We start from the raw sequence: 22,969 nt of genomic DNA on the forward strand, positions 1-22,969 counted from the left end.
ATGGCACAGAGCGCAGCCCGCATTGCCGCCCCCGCGCCGGCCGAGGCCCCGGCCGCGAAGCCGGCGGCGTCCTCCGGCGGGCCCGTCCGGCTCGACGCGGCGGCCATCTCCGCCAAGTTCACCGAGCTCGGCTCCTCGCCCAAGGGCCTCACCGCCACGGAGGCGGCCGAACGGCAGGCGAAATACGGCCCCAACGCCATCGTCGCCCATGAGGACAGCCGCTGGGAGAAGCTGGTCGGCTATTTCTGGGGGCCGATCCCCTGGATGATCGAGGCGGCGGCGCTGCTCTCCCTCATCCGCCAGGACTGGCCCGATTTCATCGTGGTGATGGGCCTGCTCATCTACAACGCCATCGTCGGCTTCTGGCAGGACAGCAAGGCCGCGAGCGCGCTGGCGGCGCTTAAGAAGGGCCTCGCGCTCAAGGCCCGCGTGCTGCGCGACAACAAGTGGATGACGGTGGACACCGCCGCCCTCGTGCCCGGCGATGTGGTGAGCGTCGCCGGCGGCGAGACCCTGCCCGCCGACATCCTGCTCGTCGAGGGCAAGTATCTCTCCGTCGACCAGGCGGCGCTGACGGGTGAATCGCTCCCCGTCTCCAAGGGCGTGGGCGACAGCGGCTATTCCGGCTCCATCGTGCGTCAGGGCACCATGACGGGTCTCGTCACCGCCACCGGCAATGCCACCTTCTTCGGCCGCACGGCGAAGCTCGTCGCCTCGGCGGGCGCCAAGTCGCACGCGGAAAAGGCGGTCATCCAGATGGGTGACTTCCTCATCATCCTCTCCGCCGCACTGGCGCTGGTGCTGGTGGTGGCGCAGGTCCACCGCGACATCATCGCCGACGGGCATTGGGAGTGGCAGCACGCCGGCGCCATCGTGCAAATCGTGCTGGTGCTGCTGGTGGCCTCCGTGCCGGTGGCGACGCCGGCGGTCATGTCCGTGACCATGGCCCTGGGCGCGCTGGCGCTTTCCAAGCAGCAGGCCATCGTCTCCCGCCTCTCGGCCATCGAGGAACTGGCGGGCGTGGACGTGCTGTGCTCCGACAAGACCGGCACGCTGACGCTGAACCAGCTCACCCTCCAGACGCCCATCCCGTGGGGCAAGGCGGAGCCTGAAGATCTCATCCTCGGCGCCGCGCTCGCTTCCCAGCGCCAGAGCGACGACGCCATCGACAAGGCGGTGATCGCCGCGGTGACCGACCCCAAGGTGCTCGACGGCTACAAGAGCGTGGACTTCACGCCCTTCGATCCCGTCAGCAAGAAGACCGTGGCGAGCGTCGCCGGCCCGGACGGCAAGACCGTGCATTTCGCCAAGGGCGCGCCGCAGGCCATCGCCGCCCAGTGCGGCCTCTCGGAGGCCGATGCGAAGGGCTATTTCGACGCGGTGGAAAAGCTCGCCCGCAGCGGCACCCGCGCGCTCGGCGTCGCCCGCTCGGACGACGGCAAGACCTGGACGCTGCTCGGCCTCCTGCCCATGCTCGACCCGCCCCGGCCCGATGCGGCGGAGACCATCGCCAAGGCCAAGGCGCTCGGCGTCTCCGTGAAGATGGTGACGGGCGACGACGTGGCCATCGGCGGGGAGATTTCCCGCCAGCTCGGCCTCGGCGACCATCTGCTGGTCGCGAGCGACGTGTTCGGCCAGGATTCCGGCCCCGAGCACATCGCCATCGACGCCGCCCGCGCGGTCGAGGTGGCCGACGGCTTCGGCCGCGTCTTCCCCGAGCACAAGTTCCAGATCGTGAAGGCCTTGCAGGAGCGCGGCCACATCGTCGCCATGACCGGCGACGGCGTGAACGACGCGCCCGCCTTGAAGCAGGCCGATTGCGGCGTCGCCGTCTCCGGCGCCACGGACGCGGCCCGCAGCGCCGCGGCGCTCATCCTCACCGCGCCGGGGCTCTCCACCATCATCAACGCCATCATGGAGGCGCGGGCGATCTTCGAGCGGATCACCAGCTACATCTACTACCGCATCGCCATGACGCTGAACATCATGCTGGTGGTGGTTCTGGTTTATCTGGTCTACGACTTCATGCCGCTCACCGCGATCATGATCGTCGTCATGGCGTTGCTTGACGACATCCCGATCATGACCATCGCCTATGACAATGTGAAGGTTCAGGACAGTCCGGTGCGCTGGAACATGCAGCGCATCCTCTCCTTCTCGACCATCATGGGCATCATGGCGCTGGTGCAGAGCTTCGGCATCGTCATGCTCGGCATGTTCTGGATGAAGAGCCCGGAGCTGATGGCGCGCCTGCCCATGGACCTGTCGCACATCCAGACCATGCTGTTCCTGCAATTGTGCGCCGGTGGACACCTCCTGTTCTTCGTCTCGCGGGTGCAGGGCACGCTGTTCCGCCCGCCCTATCCCAGCCTGCCCGTGCTCGCGGCGGTGATGGGCACGCAGGTGTTCGCGATCTTCATGTGCGCCTTCGGCTGGTTCATGCCGGCTCTGCCGTGGCTGCTCATCGGCGTGGTCTGGGCCTACTGCCTCGTGTGGACGCTGGTGATGGATCTCGTGAAGGTCATCTACTTCCGCTTCGTGAATGCGCGGGAGCGGCGCCAGAGCCGCATCGATGCGCCCATAGGGCAGGCCATGCCGGGGTAAGGAGAGAGCCCCTCTTTGCCTTTGCACCACCGTCATCGCCCGGCTCGTCCGGGCGATCCACGGTCAGGCCGGGGCGGGTCTTCCGGCATCGCGCGAGCGGATGGGTGGATCGCCCGGACAAGCCGGGCGATGACATCCGGGGAACGAGAGGCAGATGGCCCGGACCCCACCTGACGTGCCCCCTCTCCCCTTGCGGGAGAGGGTTGGGGTGAGGGGTGTGCCTCCGGCAGGACCGGCATCTGGGACTAACGGGCGGGCGCCCCCTCACCCCCGGCCCCTCTCCCGCGAGGGGAGAGGGAAGGCATGTGTAAGCGGCTAGCCCCCTTCACCGTCATCGCCCGGCTCGTCCGGGCGATCCACGGTCAGGCCGGGGCGGGTCTTCCGGCATCGCGCGAGCGGATGGGTGGATCGCCCGGACGAGCCGGGCGATGACACACAAAGGGGCGAATGCGCGGTTGGTTCGGAATGCGCCGGCACGCCCCCTCTCCCCTTGCGGGAGAGGGCTGGGGTGAGGGGTGTGCCTCCGGCAGAACCAGCATCTGAGACAAACGGACAGGCTTGCCCCCTCACCCCCGGCCCCTCTCCCGCAAGGGGAGAGGGGAGGCACAGCATCGCTTTGGTACTGGCCCCTCAGGCCTGACCCTGCGGCGCGGTTGCGTCGTCGGCGTGTGGCGAGGATGCTGCGGGCGCGTGGGGAGACCTTCGCGCCTGTTCTGCGTCACGATACCCGGACCGTTTCTGCCGATGACACGCCTTCTGCCCGCTCTCCTCCTCGCTTTTCTCCCGGTCGCGGCCCACGCCAATGACGACGTGCTGAAGCGCACCGCCACCGGCGCGGAGCAGGTGCTGCAGACGGTGGACTACGCCAACACGCGCTTCTCCCCGCTCAGGCAGATCGACGCCGGAAATGTCGGCCGCCTCCAGGTGGCGTGGACCTTCTCCACCGGCGTGCTGCGCGGCCACGAGGGCGCGCCGCTGGTGGTGGGGGACGTGATGTATGTCCACACCCCCTTCCCCAATGTGGTCTACGCCCTCGACCTGAAGAACGAGGGCCGCATCCTCTGGAAATACGAGCCCAGGCAGAAGAAGGACGTGGCCGCGGTGATGTGCTGCGATCTCGTCAATCGCGGCCTCGCTTATGCTGATGGCCTCGTCTTCCTGCATCAGGCCGACACCACCATCGTGGCGCTCGATGCGAAGACCGGGGCGAAGCGCTGGTCGGTGGCGAACGGTGACCCGGCGCTCGGCGCTTCCAACACCGCCACCGCAATGCCGGTGAAGGACAAGCTCATCGTCGGCATTTCCGGCGCCGAGGCCGGCGTGCGCGGGCACCTCTCCGCCTACGACCTGAAGGACGGCCACCTCGTCTGGCGCGCCTACAGCACCGGGCCAGACGCGGAGATGCTGTTCGACCCGGAAAGGACCACCGAGCTGGGCAAGCCGGTGGGCCGCGACTCGTCGCTGAAGAGCTGGTCGGGCGACCAGTGGAAGATCGGCGGCGGCGCCACCTGGGGCTGGTTCGCCTACGACCCGAAGCTCAACCTCGTCTATTACGGCACCGCCAACCCGGCCACCTGGAACCCCACCCAGCGGCCGGGAGATAATCGCTGGTCCGACACCATCATCGCCCGCGACGCGGACACGGGCGTCGCCCGCTGGGTCTACCAGATGACCCCCCACGACGAGTGGGACTATGACGGCGTCAACGAGATGATCCTCACCGAGCAGGAGGTGGACGGGAAACCCACGCCGCTCCTCACCCATTTCGACCGCAACGGCTTCGCCTACACGCTCAACCGCGAGACTGGCGCCCTGCTGCGCGCGGGGAAATACGAGACCACCGCGAACTGGGCGACCAGCATCGATCTCGACCCCAAAAGCCCCACCTATGGCCGCCCGAAGCGCGACCCGGCCTTCTCCACCGAGCGGGAGGGCGAGGATGTCACCTATACCGGCATCTGCCCCTCCTCCCTCGGCGCCAAAAACCAGCAGCCGGCGGCCTTCTCGCCGCAGACGCGGCTGTTCTATGTGCCCGTGACCCGCATGTGCATGGATTACGAGCCGTTCCACGTCGACTACGTTCCCGGCCAGCCCTATGTGGGCGCGACCCTCTCCATGCATCCCGCCCCGGGCAACGAGGGCAGCACGGGCGGCTTCCTCGCCTGGGACGCGCTGAAGGGCGAGGCGGTCTGGTCGAAGCCGGAGCTGTTCTCCATCTGGTCGGGCGCGCTGGCGACGGCGGGCGGCATCGTCTTCTACGGCACGCTGGAAGGCTGGCTGAAGGCGGTGGACGCCAAGACCGGCCAGGAGCTGTACCGCTTCAAGACGCCCTCCGGCATCGTCGGCAACGTCACCACCTTCATGCAGGGCGGCCGGCAATATGTGGCCGTGCTCTCCGGCGTCGGCGGCTGGGCCGGCATCGGCCTCGCCGCCGGCCTCAGCGACCCCGGCGACGGCTCCGGCGCCAACGAGGCCTATGCGGCGCTGAACCAGTATACGGCGCTGGGCGGGCAGCTCACGGTGTTCGCGCTGCCGAAGGGGGAGTGAGAGGGCGCCAGTGGGTCCGTTGTGTATGAGCGCGCTCTCGCGCCTCGGCCGACTGCAACGGAGCGCAGCGCAGTGGAAGGAGAGCCGTGGCCCAGCGCAAGAGGTCGCCGCCGAAGGCGGCTCTTCCCCAGGGCTCTGCGAAGCGATTTCCGGCTCCGCCGACCTTTCCCCTGGACCCCTGATCGGCGCTCCACCTCCGGTGGAGCTTGTCCGGGGAACGAGCGCCCCTACTGCGCGGCCGGCGGCACGCGGCTGAGGCGCGTGGCGAGGGTTTCCTCGCGGGACATGAGCCGGGCGATGGGGTCGCTCTTCAGGCGGGCGAATAGAATGTGGTCCTCCCACGTCCCGTTGATGCACAGATATTCCCGCGAATAGCCCTCGCGGGTGAAGCCGCAGCTTTCCAGCAGGCGGATCGAGGCCTGGTTGTTGGGCATGCAGGCCGCTTCCACCCGGCGCAAATGGAGCACGTCGTGGGCCACCGGCAGGAGGGCCGTCACCGCCGCCCGCATGTAGCCCTGCCCGGCATAGGGCGCGCCCATCCAGTAGCCGAGGCTGGCCGCCTGGCACACGCCGCGCCGCACATTTGAGAGGGTGAGGCCGCCGACCAGCTCGTCGTCCACCCGGCGGAAGATGAAGAGCGGATAGGCCTCGTCCGTCACCATGTCGCGGGCGTAGCGCCGCAGCCGGCGGCGGAAGGCGCCGCGGGTGAGATCATCGGACGGCCACAGGGGCTCCCAGGGCGTGAGGAAGCCGCGGCTGATGTCGCGCAGGGTCCGCCACGCCACGAAGTCCTTCATCTGCGGCACGCGCAGATAGACGCCCTTCCCCTCGATCGCAGGGAGGGGCTCGGCCGGGAAGGGAAAGAGTGCGGACAGCCACATCGGTTGCGCCCGAGCCAGTCTCCGTTGCCGGCGCAGCCGGCTAATGCCCTGAGAGACGCTGCACCACCCGCGCAGCCGGTTCAAGCCCGCCCTTCGGCCCGATGACGCTCAGCGTCGGCCGGCCGCGGCCGATGAGACGCGACGCCGCGGCACGCACCGCCGCCACATCCACCGCCTCCACCTTGGCGACGATCTCCTCCACCGGAATCACCCGGCCGAAGCCGAGGATCTGCCGGGCGAGCTGGTCGGCGCGGGCGCCGGAGCTTTCCAGCGCGGCGAGCAGCCCCACCTTCATCTGCGCCTTGGCGCGGGCCACTTCCAGCTCGGTCACGGTCTCGGCCGTGTCGAAGATCTGGTCCACCACCGCGTGGGAGAGTTCCTCCACGTCGCCGGTATCGGTGCCGGCATAGATGCCGAACAGGCCGGTGTCCTGATAGCTCCAGTGGAAGGCGTAGATGGAGTAGCAGAGCCCCCGCTCCTCCCGCACGTCCTGGAACAGCCGGGAGGACATGCCTCCGCCCAGCACGTTCGAGAGCACCTGAAGGGCGTGGTAGTCCGCATCCTTGTAGGAGCAACCCTCCAGCCCCATCAGGATGTGCACCTGCTCGAGGTCGCGCGCCGTCAACCGCGTGCCGCCGGCATAGGTGGCGGGCGACAGGTCCGGCGCGACGCCGTTGCCGACGCCGGAGAGGCGGGCGGAGGCCTCGTCCACGAGCCGCTCATGCTCCACCGCGCCGGCGGCGGAGACCACCATGCGCGGGCCGCGATAGGTACGCCCGAGATAGGCGCCGAGCTGGTCGCGGCTGAAGCCGCGCACCGTCTCCGGCGTGCCGAGGATGGAGCGGCCGACGCTCTGGCCGGGGAAGGCCTGCTCCTGGAACAGGTCGAACACCAGGTCGTCGGGCGTGTCCATGACCGCGCCGATCTCCTGCACGATCACGTTCTTCTCCCGCTCCAGCTCGTCGGGGGCGAAGGCCGGCTCGGTGAGGATGTCGGCGAGGATGTCGATGCCGAGGCCCACGTCCTCGCCCAGCACGCGGACATTGTAGGTGGTCTGCTCCACGGAGGTGGCGGCATTGATGTCGCCGCCCACCTGCTCGATCTCCTCGGCGATGCGCCGGGCGGAGCGGCGGCGGGTGCCCTTGAAGGCCATGTGCTCCAGAAGGTGCGAGATGCCGTGCTCGTCGCCCTTCTCGTCCCGCGCGCCGGCGCCCACCCAGATGCCGAGAGAGGCGGTGCCGAGATGGCTCATCTCGTCGGTGATGACGGTGATGCCGTTGTCGAGGGTGCTGATCTTCACGCTCATGCCGCGGCGCCCGCGCCGACCCGCGCCTTGGCGCGGATGAAGGCCTCGATGGCGACGAGGTCGTTGGGCAGCACGCTCACGGTTTCCTTGCGGGTCAGCAGGTCCGCCATGTGCGGCGGCAGGCCGGGCCGGTGGCCGGTGGCGGCTTCCACCGCATCGGGGAACTTGGCGGGATGGGCGGTGGAGAGGATCACCTGCGGCACCTTGGCGGCGTGCTCCACCTTGTCCGCCACCGCGAGGGCAACGGCGGTGTGCGGGTCGGCCAGATAGCCGGCGGACTGGTAGAGCCTGGCGATGGTGTTCGCCGTCTCCGGCTCGTCGGCGCGGCCGGCGGAGAAGTCGCCGCAGATGGTGGCGAGCGCGTCGTGCGGCACGGTGAAGGCGCCGGACTGGCTCAGCGAGGCCATGAGCTGGCGCACCTGAGCGCTGTCGCGGTCCAGCGCCTCGAACAGCAGGCGCTCGAAGTTGGACGACACCTGGATGTCCATGGACGGCGAGGAGGAGGGATGCACCCCCTTCACCTCATAGCGGCCGGTTTCCAGCGTGCGCACCAGGATGTCGTTGACGTTGGTGGCGATGGAGAGGTCGCGGATGGGCAGGCCCATGCGCTTGGCCACATAGCCGGCGAAGATGTCGCCGAAATTGCCGGTGGGCACCACGAACGACACCTCGCGGTGCGGCGCGCCCAGCGCGGTGGCGGCATAGAAATAATAGACCACCTGGGCGACGATGCGCGCCCAGTTGATGGAGTTCACCCCGGCCAGCGCGAGGGAATCGCGGAAGGCGTGGTGATTGAACATGGCCTTCACATGGGCCTGGCAATCGTCGAACGTGCCTTCCACGGCGATGGCGTGGACGTTGTGCGCGTTCACCGTGGTCATCTGCCGGCGCTGCACCTCGGACACCCGCTTGTGCGGGTAGAGGATGAACACGTCCACCGCATCCGAATGGCGGAACGCCTCGATGGCCGCGCTGCCGGTGTCGCCGGAGGTGGCGCCGACGATGGTGGCGCGGCTGCCGCGGGCGGCGAGCACATGGTCCATCAGGCGGGCGAGCAACTGCATCGCCACGTCCTTGAAGGCCAGCGTCGGGCCGTGGAACAGCTCCAGCAGGAAGCGGTTGGGACCGATCTGCGTCAGCGGCGTCACCGCCGGATGGCGGAAGGAGGCGTAGGCGTCGGCGATCATCAGATCGAGCACGCGCTCGGGCAGCGCATCGCCGACAAAGGGGGAAATCACCGCCTTGGCCACCGCCGGATAGGGTTTTCCCGCCAGCGCGGCGATCTGCTCCGCGCTCAGGGTGGGGAACGCCTCCGGCACATAGAGGCCGCCGTCGCGCGCCAGACCAGCCAGCAGCGCATCGGAAAACGACAGGACAGGAGCTTCGCCCCGGGTGGAAACGTAACGCACGGGCCCTCGACAGGTATTGAAAGGCCCAAAGCGGGCCTGCCGCCAAACTACCCGCAAGCGGCCTCGCGGGAAAGGCGGCGTGACGCGGGGTGTGCGGAGGTGGGGTGATGGCGTGGTGAAGGCGGTCGGGAGCCCGTCGCTATTGGGACCGTCGCGCCCGGGCTGGAACTCGTGGGCCGCACTCACAGGACGTCATGGCCGGGCTTGTCCCGGCCATCCACGTGGACCGGCCGGGAACACATCTACGGCCATCGGCCCGTCGGCCCGACGTGGATGCCCGCGACGAGCCCGGGCATGACGGTGGTGAAGGATGGGTCCTCCGGTCGAGCCGGAAGGGCGACGGGAGCGAGACCGCAGAGGGCGCCCCCCCTCCCCTCAGCTCTTTTCGCGCACGTAGCGGCCGGGGGCGTCTTCGATGGGGGTGAAGTGGCCGCCGCCGATGGGGCGGGCGGGCACGTCCTCGGGATAATAGCTGGAGAACCAGGTCAGCCAGTCCGGCCACCAGGAACCCTTGTGCTCCTGCGCGCCCTGGAGCCACAGGTCGTAGCTCGGCCCGGTGGGGCCGTCGGCCCAGTACTGGTACTTCATCTTGGCCGGCGGATTGACCACGCCGGCGATATGGCCCGAGCCCGCGAGCACGTAGCGCACCGGGCCGGAGAGCATGTTGGCGCCGATGAACACCGAGTTGGGCGGGGCGATGTGGTCTTCCCGCGTCGCCAGCGAATAGACCGGCACGTTCACCTTGGTCATGTCGATGCGCACGCCGGACAGCTCGGCGAGGCCGCGGGCGATGTTGTTGGTGAGGTAGCAGTTGCGCAGGTAATAGGAGTGGTTCGCCGCCGGCATCCGCGTGGAATCGGCGTTCCAGAACAGAAGGTCGAACGGGAACGGCGCCTTGCCCTTCATGTAGTTGTTCACCACATAGGGCCAGATCAGATCGTTCGAGCGCAGCATGTTGAAGGCCGAGGCCATCTTGCTGCCTTCCAGATATCCCGTCTGCTTCATCTTCCGCTCGATGGCGGCGAGCTGGTCCTCGTCCACGAACACCTTGAGATCGCCCGCATGGGTGAAATCGATCTGGGTGGTGAGGAAGGTCGCGGAGGCGATGCGGTCATCCCCCGTCGCGGCCATGTAGGCGAGCGTGGTGGCGAGCAGCGTGCCGCCGACGCAATAGCCCATGGCGTGGGCCTGCCGCTCGCCGGTGGCCACCGCCACCTTGTCGAGGGCGGCCATGATGCCCTCGCGCATGTAGTCGTCGAAGCCCTTCTCGGCGAGGCGGGCATCGGGATTGACCCAGGAGATGACGAAGACGCTGATGCCCTGGTCCACCAGCCAGCGGATGAAGGACTTCTCTGCCGTCAAATCGAGAATGTAGAACTTGTTGATCCACGGCGGCACGATGAGCAGCGGCATCTTTTTCACGCTGCCGGTCGTGGCCTCGTACTGGATGAGCTGCATCAGATCGTTTTCGTAGATCACCTTGCCCGGCGTGGTGGCGAGGTTCCGGCCCACCTCGAAGGCGCTCATGTCCGTCTGGCGAATCTTGAGCGAGCCGTTGCCGGCGACGAGGTCCCGCGTGAGGTTCTTCATGCCGTTGACGAGATTCTCGCCGGACGACGAGAAGGTCTCGCGGATCAGCTCCGGATTGGTCATCACGAAGTTGGAGGGCGAGATGGCGTTCGTCACCTGCTTCACCAGGAAGCCGGCCTTGTGCTTGGTGTGGGCGTCGAGGCCCTCGGCCTGCTCCACCATCTCCTCGGCCCAGCGGGTGGTGACGAGATAGGCCTGCTTGAGCGCGTCGAAGATCGGGCTTTCGCGCCAGCCCTCGTCCTTGAAGCGGGCGTCCTTGGCGTCCGGCGCGGTCACCGGCTCGACCTTCTCGCCGCCGAGGCGCTTCAAGGTGTTGGTCCAGACCGAGAGATAGCCGGTCATGAGGCGCGTTTGCGCCTCCAGCGAGCGCTGGGGATCGGTCATCCAGTATTCGGCGACCTGGCCCACGGTCTTGAGGGCGTCGGCGATCTCGTCGGCGAGGTCGTCGGTCTTGGCCTGGGTGCGCGGGCCGAGATAGGCGGCGAGCGCCTTGCTGCCCTCATCCACCATCTGCGCCAGATTCTGGGAGAAGGCCTCGATGTCGAGGCCGGAGCGGGCGCCTTCGCCCTTGCCGTCGCCGCCCTTGCCGTCAGCCTTGGACCCGGCGCCGGCCTTCGGCGCTTCCACCCTGGCCGCAGGGGGCGCTGATTCGGGCGCGGGATTCGGGGAGGTCTGGGCCGCGGGGGGGACGACGCTGAGATGCGCGGGGCCGCCCGCCGCAACCGGCGATTCCACCGACATCATGGGGGCGGCGGCGGATACGTTCGGCGTTTCCTCAACACGGGACATGCGCGTTTCCTTCTCGCGGGTCTTGCTCGCGGGCCGTTACGAAACGTAGCCCATCTTTATCGCTGCCTGCGCTTCCTTCATACTCTAGAGTGTGAAAGTGACAGGATCGAGCCTCACGGCCACGCCGGAGGCACCCTTTGACCCCCCTCCTTGGTCGAGCATGCGGTATGCCCGCACGGCACCGGCCCCTCAGGAGGTATCTCGCCCCGGTATCGTCACCGCCGGGTCCGGGAGCCATCCGGAACGGACAATGGACCTTTTCTCTCCGACGGCCCGCGGCCGTGCCGTCCCGACGCTGCGCGCCGCGCTTCTTCTCGCCTTGGCCGCGAGCCTGTCCGCCTGCGCCGGCTCGGGCATTCCGGGCCTTGCGCCGCCGCAGACCTCGGTGCCGGAGGTGGATGCCACCCATTTCCCCACCCTCGGCGGCCCCCAGCCCGACCGGCGCGAGCCCCTCACCACCGAGCAACAGCAGAAGCTGCAGCGGGACCTCGAACGCCTCGCCCGCCAGCAGCAGGCCAAGCAGGTGCCACAGGCGCAGTGAGCCGCCGGCCTGGACACCGGGCGATTTGAGTCATTGTGCAGTGCGATATGCGGGCCATCGCCCCATCGCGACCGCAATCAAGGCTTTTTCATTCACCGAACAGTGCTACAAAGCCCGACTGCCGCGCCGGGAGAGACATGCGCGGCCTCTGGAGCCATTGAGATGACGACCGATTTCCACCGCATTCGCCGGCTGCCGCCCTACGTGTTCGAGCAAGTGAACCGTGTGAAGGCCGCCGCCCGCAATGCCGGGGTGGACATCGTCGACCTCGGCATGGGCAACCCGGACCTCGACGCGCCGGCGCATGTCTATGAGAAGCTGAAAGAGACCATCGGCAAGCCGCGCACCGACCGCTATTCCGCCTCCAAGGGCATCCCCGGTCTGCGCAAGGCGCAGGCGGCCTATTACGAGCGGCGATTCGGCGTGAAGCTGGACCCCGACCGGCAGGTCGTGGCGACGCTGGGCTCCAAGGAAGGCTTCGCCAACATGGCGCAGGCCATCACCGCCCCCGGCGACGTGATCCTGACCCCCAATCCGTCCTACCCGATCCACGCCTTCGGCTTCCTCATGGCCGGCGGCGTCATCCGCTCGGTGCCGGCCGAGCCGGGGCCGGAATTCTTCCACGCCATGGAGCGGGCGGTTCAGCACTCCATCCCCAAGCCCATCGCGGTGGTGCTGTGCTATCCGTCGAACCCCACGGCCTGCGTGGCGGACCTCGAGTTCTACAAGGACGTGGTGGCCTTCGCGAAGAAGAACGACCTCATCGTTCTCTCCGACCTCGCTTATGCCGAGCTCTATTTCGACGGCAACCCGCCCCCCTCGGTGCTGCAGGTGCCGGGCGCCATGGACGTGGCGGTGGAATTCACCTCCATGTCCAAGACCTATTCCATGGCCGGCTGGCGCATGGGCTTCGCCGTGGGCAACGAGCGCCTCATCGCCGCGCTGTCGCGGGTGAAGTCCTATCTGGATTACGGCGCCTACACCCCCATCCAGGTGGCGGCCACCGCGGCGCTGAACGGCCCGCAGGAGTGCATCGCCGAGATGCGCGAGACCTACAAGAAGCGCCGCGACGCGCTGGTGGAGAGCTTCGGCCGCGCCGGCTGGAACATCCCCGTGCCGCGCGCCACCATGTTCGCGTGGTCGCCCATTCCGGAACCCTTCCGGGCCATGGGCTCCGTGGAATTCTCCAAGCTCCTCATCGAGAAGGCCGAGGTGGCGGTGTCGCCGGGCGTCGGCTTCGGCGAGCACGGCGACGAGTATGTCCGCATCGCCGTGGTGGAGAACGAGCAGCGCATCCGCCAGGCGGCGCGCAACATCCGCCGCTTCTTCGAGCAGGCCGGCACCACGCTGCACAACGTGGTTCCGCTCAGCGCCGCGCGCTGAAACAGGGCCAGCCGAGGACAGGAACCGGACTGACAGATGAGCGAACTGAAAGTGGGCCTCGCCGGCCTCGGCACCGTCGGGGCCGCGGTCTTCCGCATGCTCGAGCGCCGCGCCGGCGAGCTTGAGGCGCGCACCGGCCGCACCGTGAAGGTGACGGCCGTGGCCGCCCGCGACCGCAGCCGCGACCGTGGCGTCGATCTCTCGTCCGTGGCCTGGTTCGAGGACCCGGTGGCGCTTGCCCGCGAGGGCGACATCGACGTGTTCGTGGAGCTGATGGGCGGCGACGGCGACCCCGCCAAGGCGGCGGTCGCCGCCGCGCTCGACCGGGGCATTCCCGTCGTCACCGCCAACAAGGCACTGCTCGCCAAGTGCGGCGTGGAGCTTGCCCGCCGGGCCGAGGCCTCCGGCGCGGGCCTGCACTTCGAGGCGGCGGTGGCGGGCGGCATCCCCATCGTGAAGACGCTGCGCGAGGCGCTGGCCGGCAACGCCATCGAGCGCGTGTCGGGCATCCTCAACGGCACCTGCAACTACATCCTCACCCGCATGGCGGACGAGAAGCTCTCCTTCCACGTCTGCCTGACGGAAGCCCAGCGCCTCGGCTATGCGGAGGCGGACCCGACCTTCGACATCGACGGCTTCGACACCGCCCACAAGCTCGCCATCCTCACCTCGCTGGCCTTCGGCACGCAGGTGGATGCGGATGCGATCTATGTGGAGGGCATCCGCCAGCTCACCCTCGCCGACCTCGAGGCGGCGGACGATCTCGGCTACCGGGTGAAGCTGCTCGGCGTGGCGGTGAAGACCGACACCGGCATCGAGCAGCGCGTGCATCCCACCATGGTGCCGAAGCACTGGCCCATCGCGCAGGTTTCCGGCGTCACCAATGCGGTGGCGGTGGACGGCGATGCCGTGGCGCTGACGCTGGTCGGCCCCGGGGCCGGGGGCGATGCGACCGCCTCGGCGGTGGTGGGCGACATCTTCGACGTGGCGCGTGGCGCGAAGGGCTATGCCTTCGGCCTGCCGGTGGAGCGCCTCGCACGGGCCGAGCGCGCCGCCATGCAGCGCCACGAGGGCGGCTACTACATTCGCCTCGCCGTGGTGAACAAGCCGGGCACGGCGGCCACCATCACCCGCCGCATGGCGGACGAGCAGATCTCGCTGGAATCCATCGTCCAGCGCCAGCCGGGCGGCGGCGTGCCGTCCGACACCGCGCATGTGATCCTCATCACCTATGCCACGACCGAGGCCGCGGTGCGTCGCGCCATCGCCGCCATCGAGGCGGACGGCGTGGTTGCCTCCCTGCCCCAGGTCATCCGGATCGAGAAGGACTGATCCGGAGCGCGGCGACAAAACCAGAAGGACCGACGTCATGAGCGGTGCCCGGACGACCCAGAGGACGCCAGAGAAGGCCACGGAACACGGGCAGAGAGCCCCGCAGGTGCTCGACCGGCGCCTTGCCCTCGATATGGCCCAGGCCATGGAGCGCTGCGCCGTCGCCGCCGCCCGTTTGCGCGGCCACGGCGACGAGCAGGCCGCCGACATCGCCGCCATGACCGTCTGCCACCGCGAGGTGAACGAGATTCCGGTCTCCGGCACGCTGGTCATCGGCGAGGGCATCGAGGGCGAGTGCGACCAGCTCTTCGTCGGCGAGAAGCTGGGGCGCGGCGGGGCGGAAGTCGACCTCGCCGTGGACGCGCTCGAAGGCACCACGCTCTGCGCCAAGAACATGGAGGGCTCGCTCTGCGTGCTCGTGCTCGCCGAGCATGACACGCTGCTGAAGATGCCGCCCTGCTACATGGAGAAGATCGCCATCGGGCCGGGCTATCCGGAAGGCATCGTCTCCCTTTCCCAGAGCCCGCAGGACAACATCCGCGCGCTGGCCGAGGCCAAGGGCGTGCCGCCGTCCGACGTCACCGCCCTCATCCTCGACCGGCCGCGCCACGGCCCGCTGATCGACGCCGTGCGCAAGACCGGCGCGGCCATCAAGCTCATCACCGATGGCGACGTGGCGGGCGTGGTGCACACCGCCAACCCGCACGAGAGCGGCATCGACATCTATCTCGGCCTTGGTGGCGCCGCCGAGGGCGTGCTGGCCGCCGCCGCGCTGCGCTGCATCGGCGGGCAGATGGAAGGCCGCCTCGTGCTCGACACCGAGAAGAAGCGCGCCCAGGCCAAGGCCCTCGGCATTACCGACTTCTCCAAGGTCTACAAGCTGGACGAGATGGTGCGCGGCGACTGCCTGTTCGCCGCGACCGGGGTGACGGACGGCGCGCTGCTGAAGGGCGTTCGCTTCGGCCGGGACGTGATCTCCACCGACACCATCGTGATGCGCGCCGCCACCGGCACCGTGCGCCGCATCGCCACCGAGCACCGCGACTTCTCCAAGTTCCGCCTCGCGTGAGCACACCCCTTTAGGTGTCATCGCCCGGCTTGTCCGGGCGATCCACCCGTCCGCAGGCTGGATGTACGAAGACCTGCCCCGGTCCAGCCGTGGATTGCCCGGACAAGCCGGGCAATGACGGTCCCGGTTCTCCCCTCTCCCGTGCGGCGGCGGGGAGGCATCGCCAGTTCTTCCGCAAAACGTGGAACGGCCATGCGCACCCCTGTCTTTTCCCTGACGTGTGATTGGGTGTAAGCACCTTCGCCCCGTTCGCCGGCTGCGGCCGCGCGACGGGAGACCCCTCGGGAGAGCAAGATGTCTGACGCAAAGGCTAGGATCGCGGTATTGGGCGCCTCGGGCTACACCGGCTCCGAGCTGGTGCGCCTGCTGCTGCGCCATCCGCGCGTCGAGATCGTCGCGCTCACCGCGGACCGGAAGGCCGGCCAGTCCATGGCCGACGTGTTCCCCCAGTTCGCGCCCTTCCCGCTGCCCAAGCTCGTGACCATCGACGAGGTGGATTTCACCGCCGTCGACGTGGTGTTCTGCGCCCTGCCGCACGCCACCACCCAGCTCGTCATCAAGAAGGTGTTCGACGCGGCGCCGAACGTGAAGGTGGTGGACCTTTCCGCCGACTTCCGTCTCTCCGATCCTGGCGCCTATGAGGAATGGTACGGCCATCCCCACCAGGCGCTCGACCTCCAGAAGGAGGCGGCCTACGGCATCGCCGAGATCTATCGCGACGAGATCCGCAAGGCGCGCCTCGTCGCCAATCCCGGCTGCCATTCCTCCACCGCCATCCTGCCCATCGTGCCGCTGCTGGAAGCCGGCGCGCTGGAGCCGGAGACCATCGTGGTGGATTCCAAGACCGGCATGTCCGGCGCCGGGCGCTCGGCCAAGGAGGCCATGTTGTTCTCCGAGGTGTCGGAGGGCATCCACGCTTATGCCGTCTCCGGCCACCGCCACATGGGCGAGCTGGACCAGGAATTCTCCAAGGCCGCCGGCCGGCCGGTGAAGCCCATGTTCGTGCCGGTGCTCTCGCCCATGAACCGGGGCATCTACGCCACCATCTATGTGCGCACCACCGGCGCCACCGCCGAGGACCTGCACCGCATCCTGACCGACTTCTACAAGGGCGCGGCCTTCGTCCACGTGCTGCCCTTCGGCCAGGTGCCGCAGTCGCGGCATGTGCGCGGGTCCAACATGGTGTTCCTGGGGGTGGTGGCCGACCGCGTGCCCGGCCGGGCGATCATCATCTCCACGCTGGACAACCTCGTGAAGGGGGCGTCCGGCTCGGCTGTGCAGAACATGAACCTCGTCATGGGCTTCCCCGAGACCGAGGGGCTGGAGCAGATCGCGCTGATGCCGTGAGGCCGTGACGCCGACCTGATGCGAAAAGGCCGCGCCCGGTGAGGGCGCGGCCTTTTTCTTTTGGGGCACTCCTGCGGATCGCGGATCAGCCGCGGACCACCTCGACCGGGCCATGGTCGTCGCAATGGCCGTCGTGGGGGTGGTGCAGGTGGCCGTCCACGAGATAGTCGACATGATCGCCGTGGGGCACCGCCTCATGACCGCAGCCGGGGCCGTGGACATGGCCTGGCTCGTGGCCCGCGCAGCTGTGGTTGGGGGTGCAGCGGTCGGGATTGGTCTCGCTCACCGCGATCACATGCTCGTCCACATGGTCGCCGTGCATGTGGTGGAGGTGGCCGTCGTGGAGATAGTCCACGTGCCCCTCGTGGCGGATGGCGGTGTGGCCGCAGCCGGGGCCATGCTGGTGGTCGTGGTTCGGGTGGATCTTGCAGGTCCCAGACATGGCTTGCTCCTCGCTTCAATGATTCTCGCAGGCGTGCTCCACCGCGCTCGCCACGAGGGCCAGCACATGGTCGTCCGCCAGGTGATAGAGGATCGACTTGCCCTCGCGCCGCCGCCCGACGAGGCGCGCGGCATGAAGCACCTTCAGCCGCACCGACACCGTCGAGAGCTTCTCCCCCTGGGCCTCCGCCAACTCCGTGACCGAAGCCTCGCGACCGGCCAGCAGGATCAGCAGCCGCAGGCGCTGGGGATCGGCCAATGCGGAGAACATCCCCGCCGCCTCATCCACCTGCCGGCCCGTGAGCGAACGCTGCGCGTCGAAACTCATGTGAACACTCTATCAATCGTTGAAGCGTTGAAGTCAAGAGGTATCCAGGGCCTTTTCGACTCGGCCCGTGCTTCATCGTGCGCCTTCTGCCGGTTACCGCAAGGTCCGTCAGGTCCCCCATACCAATGGACAAGCTGTGTCCGGTCGCGGGCCGCACTAGTGTCCGGCCCGATCGCATTCTTACCTCCACCGGATTCGTCCCATGAGCTTTGTCGTCTGCCTTGCGGCACTCTTCTTCCTGATGCTCGTGGCCTATCGGGGCTTCAGCGTCATCCTGTTCGCCCCCGTCGCCGCCATCGGCGCGGTGCTGCTCACGGATCCGGCCGCGGTGCCGGTCGTCTTTTCCGGACTTTTCATGGAAAAGATGGTGGGCTTCATCAAGCTCTACTTCCCGGTGTTCCTGCTGGGCGCCGTCTTCGGCAAGCTCATCGAGCTGTCGGGCTTTTCGCGGTCCATCGTCGCTTCGGTGGTGAAGCTGCTGGGGCCAGGCCGCGCCATCCTCTCCATCGTGCTGGTGGGCGCCCTGCTGACCTACGGCGGCGTCTCGCTGTTCGTGGTGGTGTTCGCCGTCTATCCCTTCGGCGCGGAAATGTTCCGCCAGGTGGGCATTCCCAAGCGGCTCCTGCCGGCGGTGGTGGCGCTCGGGGCGTTCTCCTTCACCATGGACACGCTGCCCGGCACGCCGCAGATCCAGAACATCATCCCCACCACCTTCTTCCACACCACCGCTTATGCCGCGCCCATCCTGGGCCTCGTCGGAACCGCCTTCATTCTCGCGGTGGGGCTGTCCTACCTCGAGTTCCGCCGCCGCCAGGCGGCGAAGGCCGGCGAGGGTTACGGCACCGGCCACCTTAACGAGGTGGTGGTGGACGAGACCGTGCCGCTCGTTTCCCCGATTCTCGCCTTGCTGCCGCTGGTGGTGGTGGGCATCGCCAACCTGATCTTCGCCCGCCTCATCCCGCAGTGGTTCGAAGCCACCGCGACCGCCACGCTGGTTCCGGGCGCGGCCCCCGTCAGCGTGCCGACCAGCACCTGGGCGGCGATCTGGGCCGTGGAAGCCGCACTGCTTCTCGGCATTTTCACGGTCGCGGTGTTCGGCTTCAAATCCATCGCCGGCAAGTTCTCCACCGGCTCCAAGGATGCCGTGTCGGGCGCGCTGCTCGCGGGCCTCAACACCGCCACCGAGTACGGCTTCGGCGCGGTCATCTCGGCGCTGCCCGGCTTCCTTCTCATCAAGTCGGCGCTATCGGCCATCCCCAATCCGCTGGTCAACGAGGCCATCACCGTGACCACGCTGGCCGGCATCACCGGCTCGGCCTCGGGCGGCCTGTCCATCGCGCTCGCAGCCATGTCGGAGCAGTTCATCGCCCAGGCCAATGCCGCCGGCATCCCCATGGAGGTGCTGCACCGCGTCGCTTCCATGGCCTCCGGCGGCATGGACACGCTGCCCCACAACGGTGCCGTCATCACCCTACTCGCCGTGACCGGTCTGAGCCACCGGCAGGCCTATGGCGACATCTTCGCCATAACGCTGGTGAAGACCGCCGCGGTGTTCTTCGTGATCGGCTTCTATTATCTCACCGGCCTCTATTGAGCGGGTGCAGCGTCGCGTCCGGTCACGCCCGGGTCGCGGCGCTACAGGGGTTGGCAGGGAATGAGGCCGACCCGGCGGATGCCGCGGCGGCCTCAAGCCATTGCAGTGCAACAATTCTTATGAATTCCGAAGCTGGTGCTCGGCCGTAGGGCGCATTACTGTCCCGCTTGAGGACTCCCCTACCTGCGCCGGATTGACAGCCATGAGCTTCGTCGTCTGCCTCGCCGCGCTCTTCTTCCTGATGCTCGTGGCCTATCGCGGCTTCAGCGTCATCCTGTTCGCGCCGGTCGCCGCCATCGGCGCGGTGCTGCTGACCGATCCGGCGGCGGTGCCGGTGATCTTTTCCGGCCTGTTCATGGAAAAGATGGTGGGCTTCATCAAGCTCTACTTCCCGGTGTTCCTGCTGGGCGCCATCTTCGGCAAGCTCATCGAGCTGGCCGGCTTCTCGCGCTCCATCGTCTCGGCGGTGGTGAACCTGCTGGGGCCGAGGCGGGCCATCGTCTCCATCGTGCTGGTGGGCGCGGTGCTCACCTATGGCGGCGTCTCGCTGTTCGTGGTGGTGTTCGCGCTCTATCCCTTCGGCGCGGAGATGTTCCGGCAGGTGGGCATCCCCAAGCGCCTGCTGCCGGCGGTGATCGCGCTCGGCGCCTTCTCCTTCACGGCGGATACGCTGCCCGGCACGCCGCAGCTGCAGAACATCATCCCCACCGCCTTCTTCGGCACCACGGCCTATGCGGCGCCCATCCTCGGCATCGTCGGCTCCATCTTCATCTTCGTGACGGGCATCTCCTATCTGGAATTCCGCCGGATGCAGGCTCACCGCGCCGGCGAAGGCTACGGCACCGGCCACCTCAACGAGAGCCTGCCCGACGACAGCGTCCCGCCCGTGCCGCCGCTGCTCGCCGTACTGCCGCTGGTTGTGGTGGGCCTCGCCAACCTGTTCTTCGCCTGGCACATCCCCGGCTGGTTCGGGCCCCACGCCAGCGCGACGCTGGTGGAGGGCGGACCGGCGGTGAGCGTTGAGACCCACGTCTGGGCCGGCATCTGGGCGGTGGAGGCGGCACTACTCCTGGGCATCCTCACGGTGGTGGCGTTCGGCTACCGGGCCATCGCCGGCCATTTCGCCGGCGGCTCGAAGGAAGCAGTGGGCGGCGCGCTCCTCGCCGGCCTCAACACCGCCACGGAATACGGCTTCGGCGCGGTCATCGCGGCGCTGCCGGGCTTTCTCGTCATCAAGGCGGCGCTCACCTCCATCCCCAATCCCCTCATCAACGAGGCGATCACGGTGACGACCTTGGCCGGCATCACCGGCTCGGCCTCGGGCGGCCTCTCCATCGCGCTCGGGGCCATGGCGCAGCAATTCATCGCCGAGGCGCAGGCCTACGGCATTCCGCTGGAGGTGATGCACCGCGTGGCCTCCATGGCCGCCGGCGGCATGGACACGCTGCCGCACAACGGCGCGGTCATCACCCTGCTCACCGTGACCGGGCTGACGCACCGTCAGTCCTACGGCGACATCTTCGCCGTCACCATCATCAAGACCACCGCGGCCTTCTTCGTGATCGGCTTCTATTATCTCACCGGCCTCTATTGAGCAGATGCAGCATCGCCTTTAGGTTGCGGCGCAACATGGGCTGCGAGGGGTGGGTGCGGACATGGCTGAAGTCGGGGGGGCCGAAGCCGGGGGGGCCGATCCTGGAGGGGCCGCTGCCGGGGGGCAGGTGATCGCCGTCGCCAACATGAAGGGCGGGGTGGGCAAGACCACAACCGTGGTCATGCTGGCGGAAGGCTTCGCGGAGCAGGGCGCGCGGGTGGCGGTGGTCGATCTCGACGCACAGGCCAACGCCTCCTACTGCTTCGCCCATGACGACGAATTGCGGGCGATCCTCGACCGCCGCCAGTCCGTGACATCCTTCCTCGCCGACCGGCTGCTCTATGGTGATCGCACCTCCATCGCCCAGTACATCACGCCGAGCATCTGCCATGTGATGAAAGCGGGCGAGGAGCTGGCCATCGACATGGTGGTGGCGAGCCCCCGCCTGCGCCTGCTGGAACGCGAGATCGTGCTGCGGCTGGCGGAGAAGAATTACGGCCTGCGCTCGCTGGAGGGCCAGTCGCTGAAGGTGCTGGACGAGGCGCTCGCATACCTGCGCGCGCACTATGACGTGGTGCTGTTCGACTGCGCGCCCGGCATCTCCGCCTTCACCGAGGTGGCCATCCGCCTCGCCGACATGGTGATCGTGCCCACCATTCCCGACTATCTCTCCACCCTCGGCTTCGACGCCTTCCGCGCCTCGGTGTGGGAGAACGCCCATGTGACGCGCTCCACCCTGCCCCAGCCCCGGCGCCGGCCGCTGGTGCTGGCGAGCCGGGTGCACGCGCAGAAGATCCAGCATCGCGACACCCTCATCAGCCTCCGGGACGAGGCGGAGGAAGCGGATGCGGTCTATGAGATGTTCGACACGGAGGTCCGCAACCTCGCCGCCATCGAGCGGGCCATGGACCCGGAAAACTTTCCCTACGCGCCCTCCTTCGAGCAGAAATGGTACAACGCGGTGGATTCGGTGCGCGACTTGGTGAACGAGACGCGGAGGCGGCTCCATGGCTGAGACTTCGGATTTCTTCGCTCTGCTCGCGGCCATCGGCGGCAAGGCCGGCCTGTTCCCGGCCGGCGGCAATCTCGCGCGCAAGGCGGTGAACGAGATCGTCCGCGCCCAGCTGGTGGCGGAGGGGACGGACCTCGACGCCCTGCGCGCCATCCGCGCTTTGCTTGGCCCAGCCGCCTTCGCCGAGGCGCTGGACGGCGTGCCCGCCCCCAAGACCAAGACGCTGCTCACCCGCGTCGATCCCCACGCCCCGGCCCTCGCCCAGCCCGGCGACCGGGTGAAGGCGCTCCTCACCCTCGCGGATGCCAGCCGCGCGCCGGCTGCGCCGGCCGCCAAGCCCGCGAAGAAGGCCTCTTCCCGCAAGGCCCCTGCGGTGGCGCCCGCTCCAGCGGCGCCGGCCGAACCCGCGCCCCTCGATGGGAAGCCCGCGCCGCGCAAGCGCAAAATCACCGGGCGGACGGCGCTTCGGGTGTCGGAAGAGCGGTGAGCCCGCGAGGCGGGACTACGCTTGGTCCTTCTTCGGCGCCGGGTCCGGCCCCAGCGTGAAGATCTCCGCTACCGCCACGAAGGTGGGCACGAACAGGCACCACATGCCCACCGCGCGATAGAGCAAGGCGGCGGAGAGGCAGCCGCCGATGAAGGCGGCGAGGTTCGCGGTCATGCGCCCAAGGCGGGCGCGGGTGGCGGGGATGTTGGTGCCCTCCAGCGGCCGCCAGAGATTGGCGATGTCCACCAGCAGCTGCGTGAAGGTGCCGGTCATCATGGTGGAGGGCGGTGAATCGGTGAGGTGGGTGCGGTGGAGCGCGTTCTGCAGCGCCATGGCCGCCACCAGCGTCATGCCCATCATCACGGCGGCGGGGGCGTCGTGGTCGTAGAAGGGGCCGGACTGCACCGCCACCAGCGCCGCATGGGCGAGCAGCACGAGCTTTGCCGCCATCAGCACGCGGAAATCGTCCCGCCCGCGCCGAGCGAGGAACAGGCTCAGTTCCCGCGCGCACAGCACCACCACGGCGAACACCGGCAGCGCCGCCACCTTCGCCAGCGAGGGCGTATCGCCATGGGCCAGCGAGGCGGCGATGGTTACGAAATTGCCGGTCACATGGGCCGCGAACAGCCCGCCGAGCGCGACGAAGCCCGCCGCATCCACGAAGCCGGCATTGAAGCAGAGGAGGACGGCGAGCAGGACCTTCACGGCAGCAACC

18 protein-coding genes are annotated in these 22,969 nt (G+C 68.4%); 11 read left to right on the forward strand and 7 right to left on the reverse strand.

Annotated features, from left to right (window positions below; all coding sequences use genetic code 11):
* Together D7006_RS14970 and D7006_RS14975 are read left to right on the forward strand one after the other, a co-directional pair.
* A complete protein-coding gene (locus D7006_RS14970; RefSeq protein WP_237353605.1) occupies window positions 1–2,604 on the forward strand; it encodes a plasma-membrane proton-efflux P-type ATPase in 2,604 nt (867 codons plus the stop codon).
* A 744-nt stretch (window positions 2,605–3,348) separates the two neighbouring features.
* The gene (locus D7006_RS14975; protein ID WP_237353606.1) at window positions 3,349–5,151 is read left to right on the forward strand and encodes a methanol/ethanol family PQQ-dependent dehydrogenase; all 1,803 of its coding nucleotides are present in this window, start codon (window positions 3,349–3,351) and stop codon (window positions 5,149–5,151) included.
* A gap of 227 nt (window positions 5,152–5,378) precedes the next feature.
* On the opposite strand, the gene D7006_RS14980 is transcribed toward D7006_RS14975, so the two are convergent.
* The 4 genes from D7006_RS14980 to phaC all read right to left on the reverse strand — a co-directional run bounded on the left by D7006_RS14980 (window position 5,379) and on the right by phaC (window position 11,126).
* Window positions 5,379–6,032, reverse strand: a complete 654-nt coding sequence (locus D7006_RS14980) for a GNAT family N-acetyltransferase (RefSeq protein WP_229643861.1) — start codon at window positions 6,030–6,032, stop codon at window positions 5,379–5,381.
* 40 nt (window positions 6,033–6,072) lie between these two features.
* Window positions 6,073–7,338, reverse strand: a complete 1,266-nt coding sequence (locus tag D7006_RS14985; protein WP_237353607.1) for a pitrilysin family protein — start codon at window positions 7,336–7,338, stop codon at window positions 6,073–6,075.
* Window positions 7,335–8,747 carry a threonine synthase gene (gene thrC / locus D7006_RS14990; RefSeq protein WP_237353608.1) on the reverse strand — a complete coding sequence of 471 codons (1,413 nt, stop codon included), beginning with the start codon at window positions 8,745–8,747 and terminating at the stop codon, window positions 7,335–7,337. The genes D7006_RS14985 and thrC overlap by 4 nt, the downstream gene beginning before the upstream one ends.
* Window positions 8,748–9,122: 375 nt before the next feature.
* Window positions 9,123–11,126, reverse strand: a complete 2,004-nt coding sequence (gene phaC, locus D7006_RS14995; RefSeq protein ID WP_237353609.1) for a class I poly(R)-hydroxyalkanoic acid synthase — start codon at window positions 11,124–11,126, stop codon at window positions 9,123–9,125.
* A gap of 250 nt (window positions 11,127–11,376) precedes the next feature.
* On the opposite strand from phaC, the gene D7006_RS15000 reads away from it, so the two are divergent.
* From D7006_RS15000 to argC, 5 genes are all read left to right on the forward strand, one after another.
* Window positions 11,377–11,667: a hypothetical protein gene (locus D7006_RS15000; protein ID WP_237353610.1), complete on the forward strand. Its 291-nt coding sequence runs from the start codon at window positions 11,377–11,379 to the stop codon at window positions 11,665–11,667.
* Window positions 11,668–11,829: 162 nt separating this feature from the next.
* Window positions 11,830–13,050, forward strand: coding sequence for an LL-diaminopimelate aminotransferase (locus tag D7006_RS15005; protein ID WP_169124316.1), 1,221 nt, complete (start codon window positions 11,830–11,832; stop codon window positions 13,048–13,050).
* A gap of 36 nt (window positions 13,051–13,086) precedes the next feature.
* The gene (locus D7006_RS15010) at window positions 13,087–14,382 is read left to right on the forward strand and encodes a homoserine dehydrogenase (RefSeq protein ID WP_237353611.1); all 1,296 of its coding nucleotides are present in this window, start codon (window positions 13,087–13,089) and stop codon (window positions 14,380–14,382) included.
* Window positions 14,383–14,515: 133 nt separating this feature from the next.
* The gene (gene glpX / locus D7006_RS15015; protein WP_237356920.1) at window positions 14,516–15,451 is read left to right on the forward strand and encodes a class II fructose-bisphosphatase; all 936 of its coding nucleotides are present in this window, start codon (window positions 14,516–14,518) and stop codon (window positions 15,449–15,451) included.
* Window positions 15,452–15,745: 294 nt separating this feature from the next.
* A complete protein-coding gene (gene argC, locus D7006_RS15020) occupies window positions 15,746–16,798 on the forward strand; it encodes an N-acetyl-gamma-glutamyl-phosphate reductase (RefSeq protein ID WP_237353612.1) in 1,053 nt (350 codons plus the stop codon).
* 85 nt (window positions 16,799–16,883) lie between these two features.
* Here the strand turns inward: argC and D7006_RS15025 are convergent, their stop codons facing one another.
* Window positions 16,884–17,240 (reverse strand): hypothetical protein, encoded by a 357-nt coding sequence (locus D7006_RS15025; protein ID WP_237353613.1) that lies wholly within the window; start codon window positions 17,238–17,240, stop codon window positions 16,884–16,886.
* 15 nt (window positions 17,241–17,255) lie between these two features.
* Window positions 17,256–17,567 carry a helix-turn-helix transcriptional regulator gene (locus tag D7006_RS15030; protein WP_169124321.1) on the reverse strand — a complete coding sequence of 104 codons (312 nt, stop codon included), beginning with the start codon at window positions 17,565–17,567 and terminating at the stop codon, window positions 17,256–17,258.
* A 202-nt stretch (window positions 17,568–17,769) separates the two neighbouring features.
* Between D7006_RS15030 and D7006_RS15035 the strand changes: the two genes are divergently transcribed.
* The 4 genes from D7006_RS15035 to D7006_RS15050 all read left to right on the forward strand — a co-directional run bounded on the left by D7006_RS15035 (window position 17,770) and on the right by D7006_RS15050 (window position 22,254).
* Window positions 17,770–19,161, forward strand: coding sequence for a GntP family permease (locus D7006_RS15035; RefSeq protein ID WP_237353614.1), 1,392 nt, complete (start codon window positions 17,770–17,772; stop codon window positions 19,159–19,161).
* A 202-nt stretch (window positions 19,162–19,363) separates the two neighbouring features.
* Window positions 19,364–20,755, forward strand: coding sequence for a GntP family permease (locus D7006_RS15040; protein ID WP_237353615.1), 1,392 nt, complete (start codon window positions 19,364–19,366; stop codon window positions 20,753–20,755).
* 61 nt (window positions 20,756–20,816) lie between these two features.
* On the forward strand, window positions 20,817–21,770 hold the full coding sequence (locus tag D7006_RS15045) for a ParA family protein (RefSeq protein ID WP_237353616.1): 954 nt from the start codon (window positions 20,817–20,819) through the stop codon (window positions 21,768–21,770).
* Window positions 21,763–22,254, forward strand: coding sequence for a hypothetical protein (locus D7006_RS15050; protein ID WP_237353617.1), 492 nt, complete (start codon window positions 21,763–21,765; stop codon window positions 22,252–22,254). Before D7006_RS15045 ends, D7006_RS15050 begins: the two co-directional genes overlap by 8 nt.
* A gap of 15 nt (window positions 22,255–22,269) precedes the next feature.
* Here the strand turns inward: D7006_RS15050 and D7006_RS15055 are convergent, their stop codons facing one another.
* Entirely contained in the window at window positions 22,270–22,959 is a 690-nt protein-coding gene (locus D7006_RS15055; protein ID WP_237353618.1) for a YoaK family protein, read from the reverse strand.
* Window positions 22,960–22,969: the final 10 nt, after the last annotated feature.

It is taken from the genome of Xanthobacter sp. YC-JY1 (assembly GCF_021730305.1).
GTDB classification, from domain to species: domain Bacteria; phylum Pseudomonadota; class Alphaproteobacteria; order Rhizobiales; family Xanthobacteraceae; genus Xanthobacter; species Xanthobacter flavus.

Excerpts from the sequence above, each read along its gene's own strand:
- D7006_RS15045 (WP_237353616.1), top strand. The coding sequence starts at position 20,817 with ATGGCTGAAGTCGGGGGGGCCGAAGCCGGGGGGGCCGATCCTGGAGGG.
- D7006_RS15025 (WP_237353613.1), bottom strand. The coding sequence starts at position 17,240 with ATGTCTGGGACCTGCAAGATCCACCCGAACCACGACCACCAGCATGGC.
- D7006_RS14980 (WP_229643861.1), bottom strand. The coding sequence starts at position 6,032 with ATGTGGCTGTCCGCACTCTTTCCCTTCCCGGCCGAGCCCCTCCCTGCG.
- D7006_RS14970 (WP_237353605.1), top strand. The coding sequence starts at position 1 with ATGGCACAGAGCGCAGCCCGCATTGCCGCCCCCGCGCCGGCCGAGGCC.
- D7006_RS15005 (WP_169124316.1), top strand. The coding sequence starts at position 11,830 with ATGACGACCGATTTCCACCGCATTCGCCGGCTGCCGCCCTACGTGTTC.
- D7006_RS14975 (WP_237353606.1), top strand. The coding sequence starts at position 3,349 with ATGACACGCCTTCTGCCCGCTCTCCTCCTCGCTTTTCTCCCGGTCGCG.
- D7006_RS15000 (WP_237353610.1), top strand. The coding sequence starts at position 11,377 with ATGGACCTTTTCTCTCCGACGGCCCGCGGCCGTGCCGTCCCGACGCTG.
- D7006_RS15035 (WP_237353614.1), top strand. The coding sequence starts at position 17,770 with ATGAGCTTTGTCGTCTGCCTTGCGGCACTCTTCTTCCTGATGCTCGTG.
- D7006_RS14985 (WP_237353607.1), bottom strand. The coding sequence starts at position 7,338 with ATGAGCGTGAAGATCAGCACCCTCGACAACGGCATCACCGTCATCACC.
- D7006_RS15010 (WP_237353611.1), top strand. The coding sequence starts at position 13,087 with ATGAGCGAACTGAAAGTGGGCCTCGCCGGCCTCGGCACCGTCGGGGCC.
- D7006_RS15050 (WP_237353617.1), top strand. The coding sequence starts at position 21,763 with ATGGCTGAGACTTCGGATTTCTTCGCTCTGCTCGCGGCCATCGGCGGC.
- D7006_RS15040 (WP_237353615.1), top strand. The coding sequence starts at position 19,364 with ATGAGCTTCGTCGTCTGCCTCGCCGCGCTCTTCTTCCTGATGCTCGTG.
- glpX (WP_237356920.1), top strand. The coding sequence starts at position 14,516 with ATGGCCCAGGCCATGGAGCGCTGCGCCGTCGCCGCCGCCCGTTTGCGC.
- D7006_RS15030 (WP_169124321.1), bottom strand. The coding sequence starts at position 17,567 with ATGAGTTTCGACGCGCAGCGTTCGCTCACGGGCCGGCAGGTGGATGAG.
- argC (WP_237353612.1), top strand. The coding sequence starts at position 15,746 with ATGTCTGACGCAAAGGCTAGGATCGCGGTATTGGGCGCCTCGGGCTAC.
- phaC (WP_237353609.1), bottom strand. The coding sequence starts at position 11,126 with ATGTCCCGTGTTGAGGAAACGCCGAACGTATCCGCCGCCGCCCCCATG.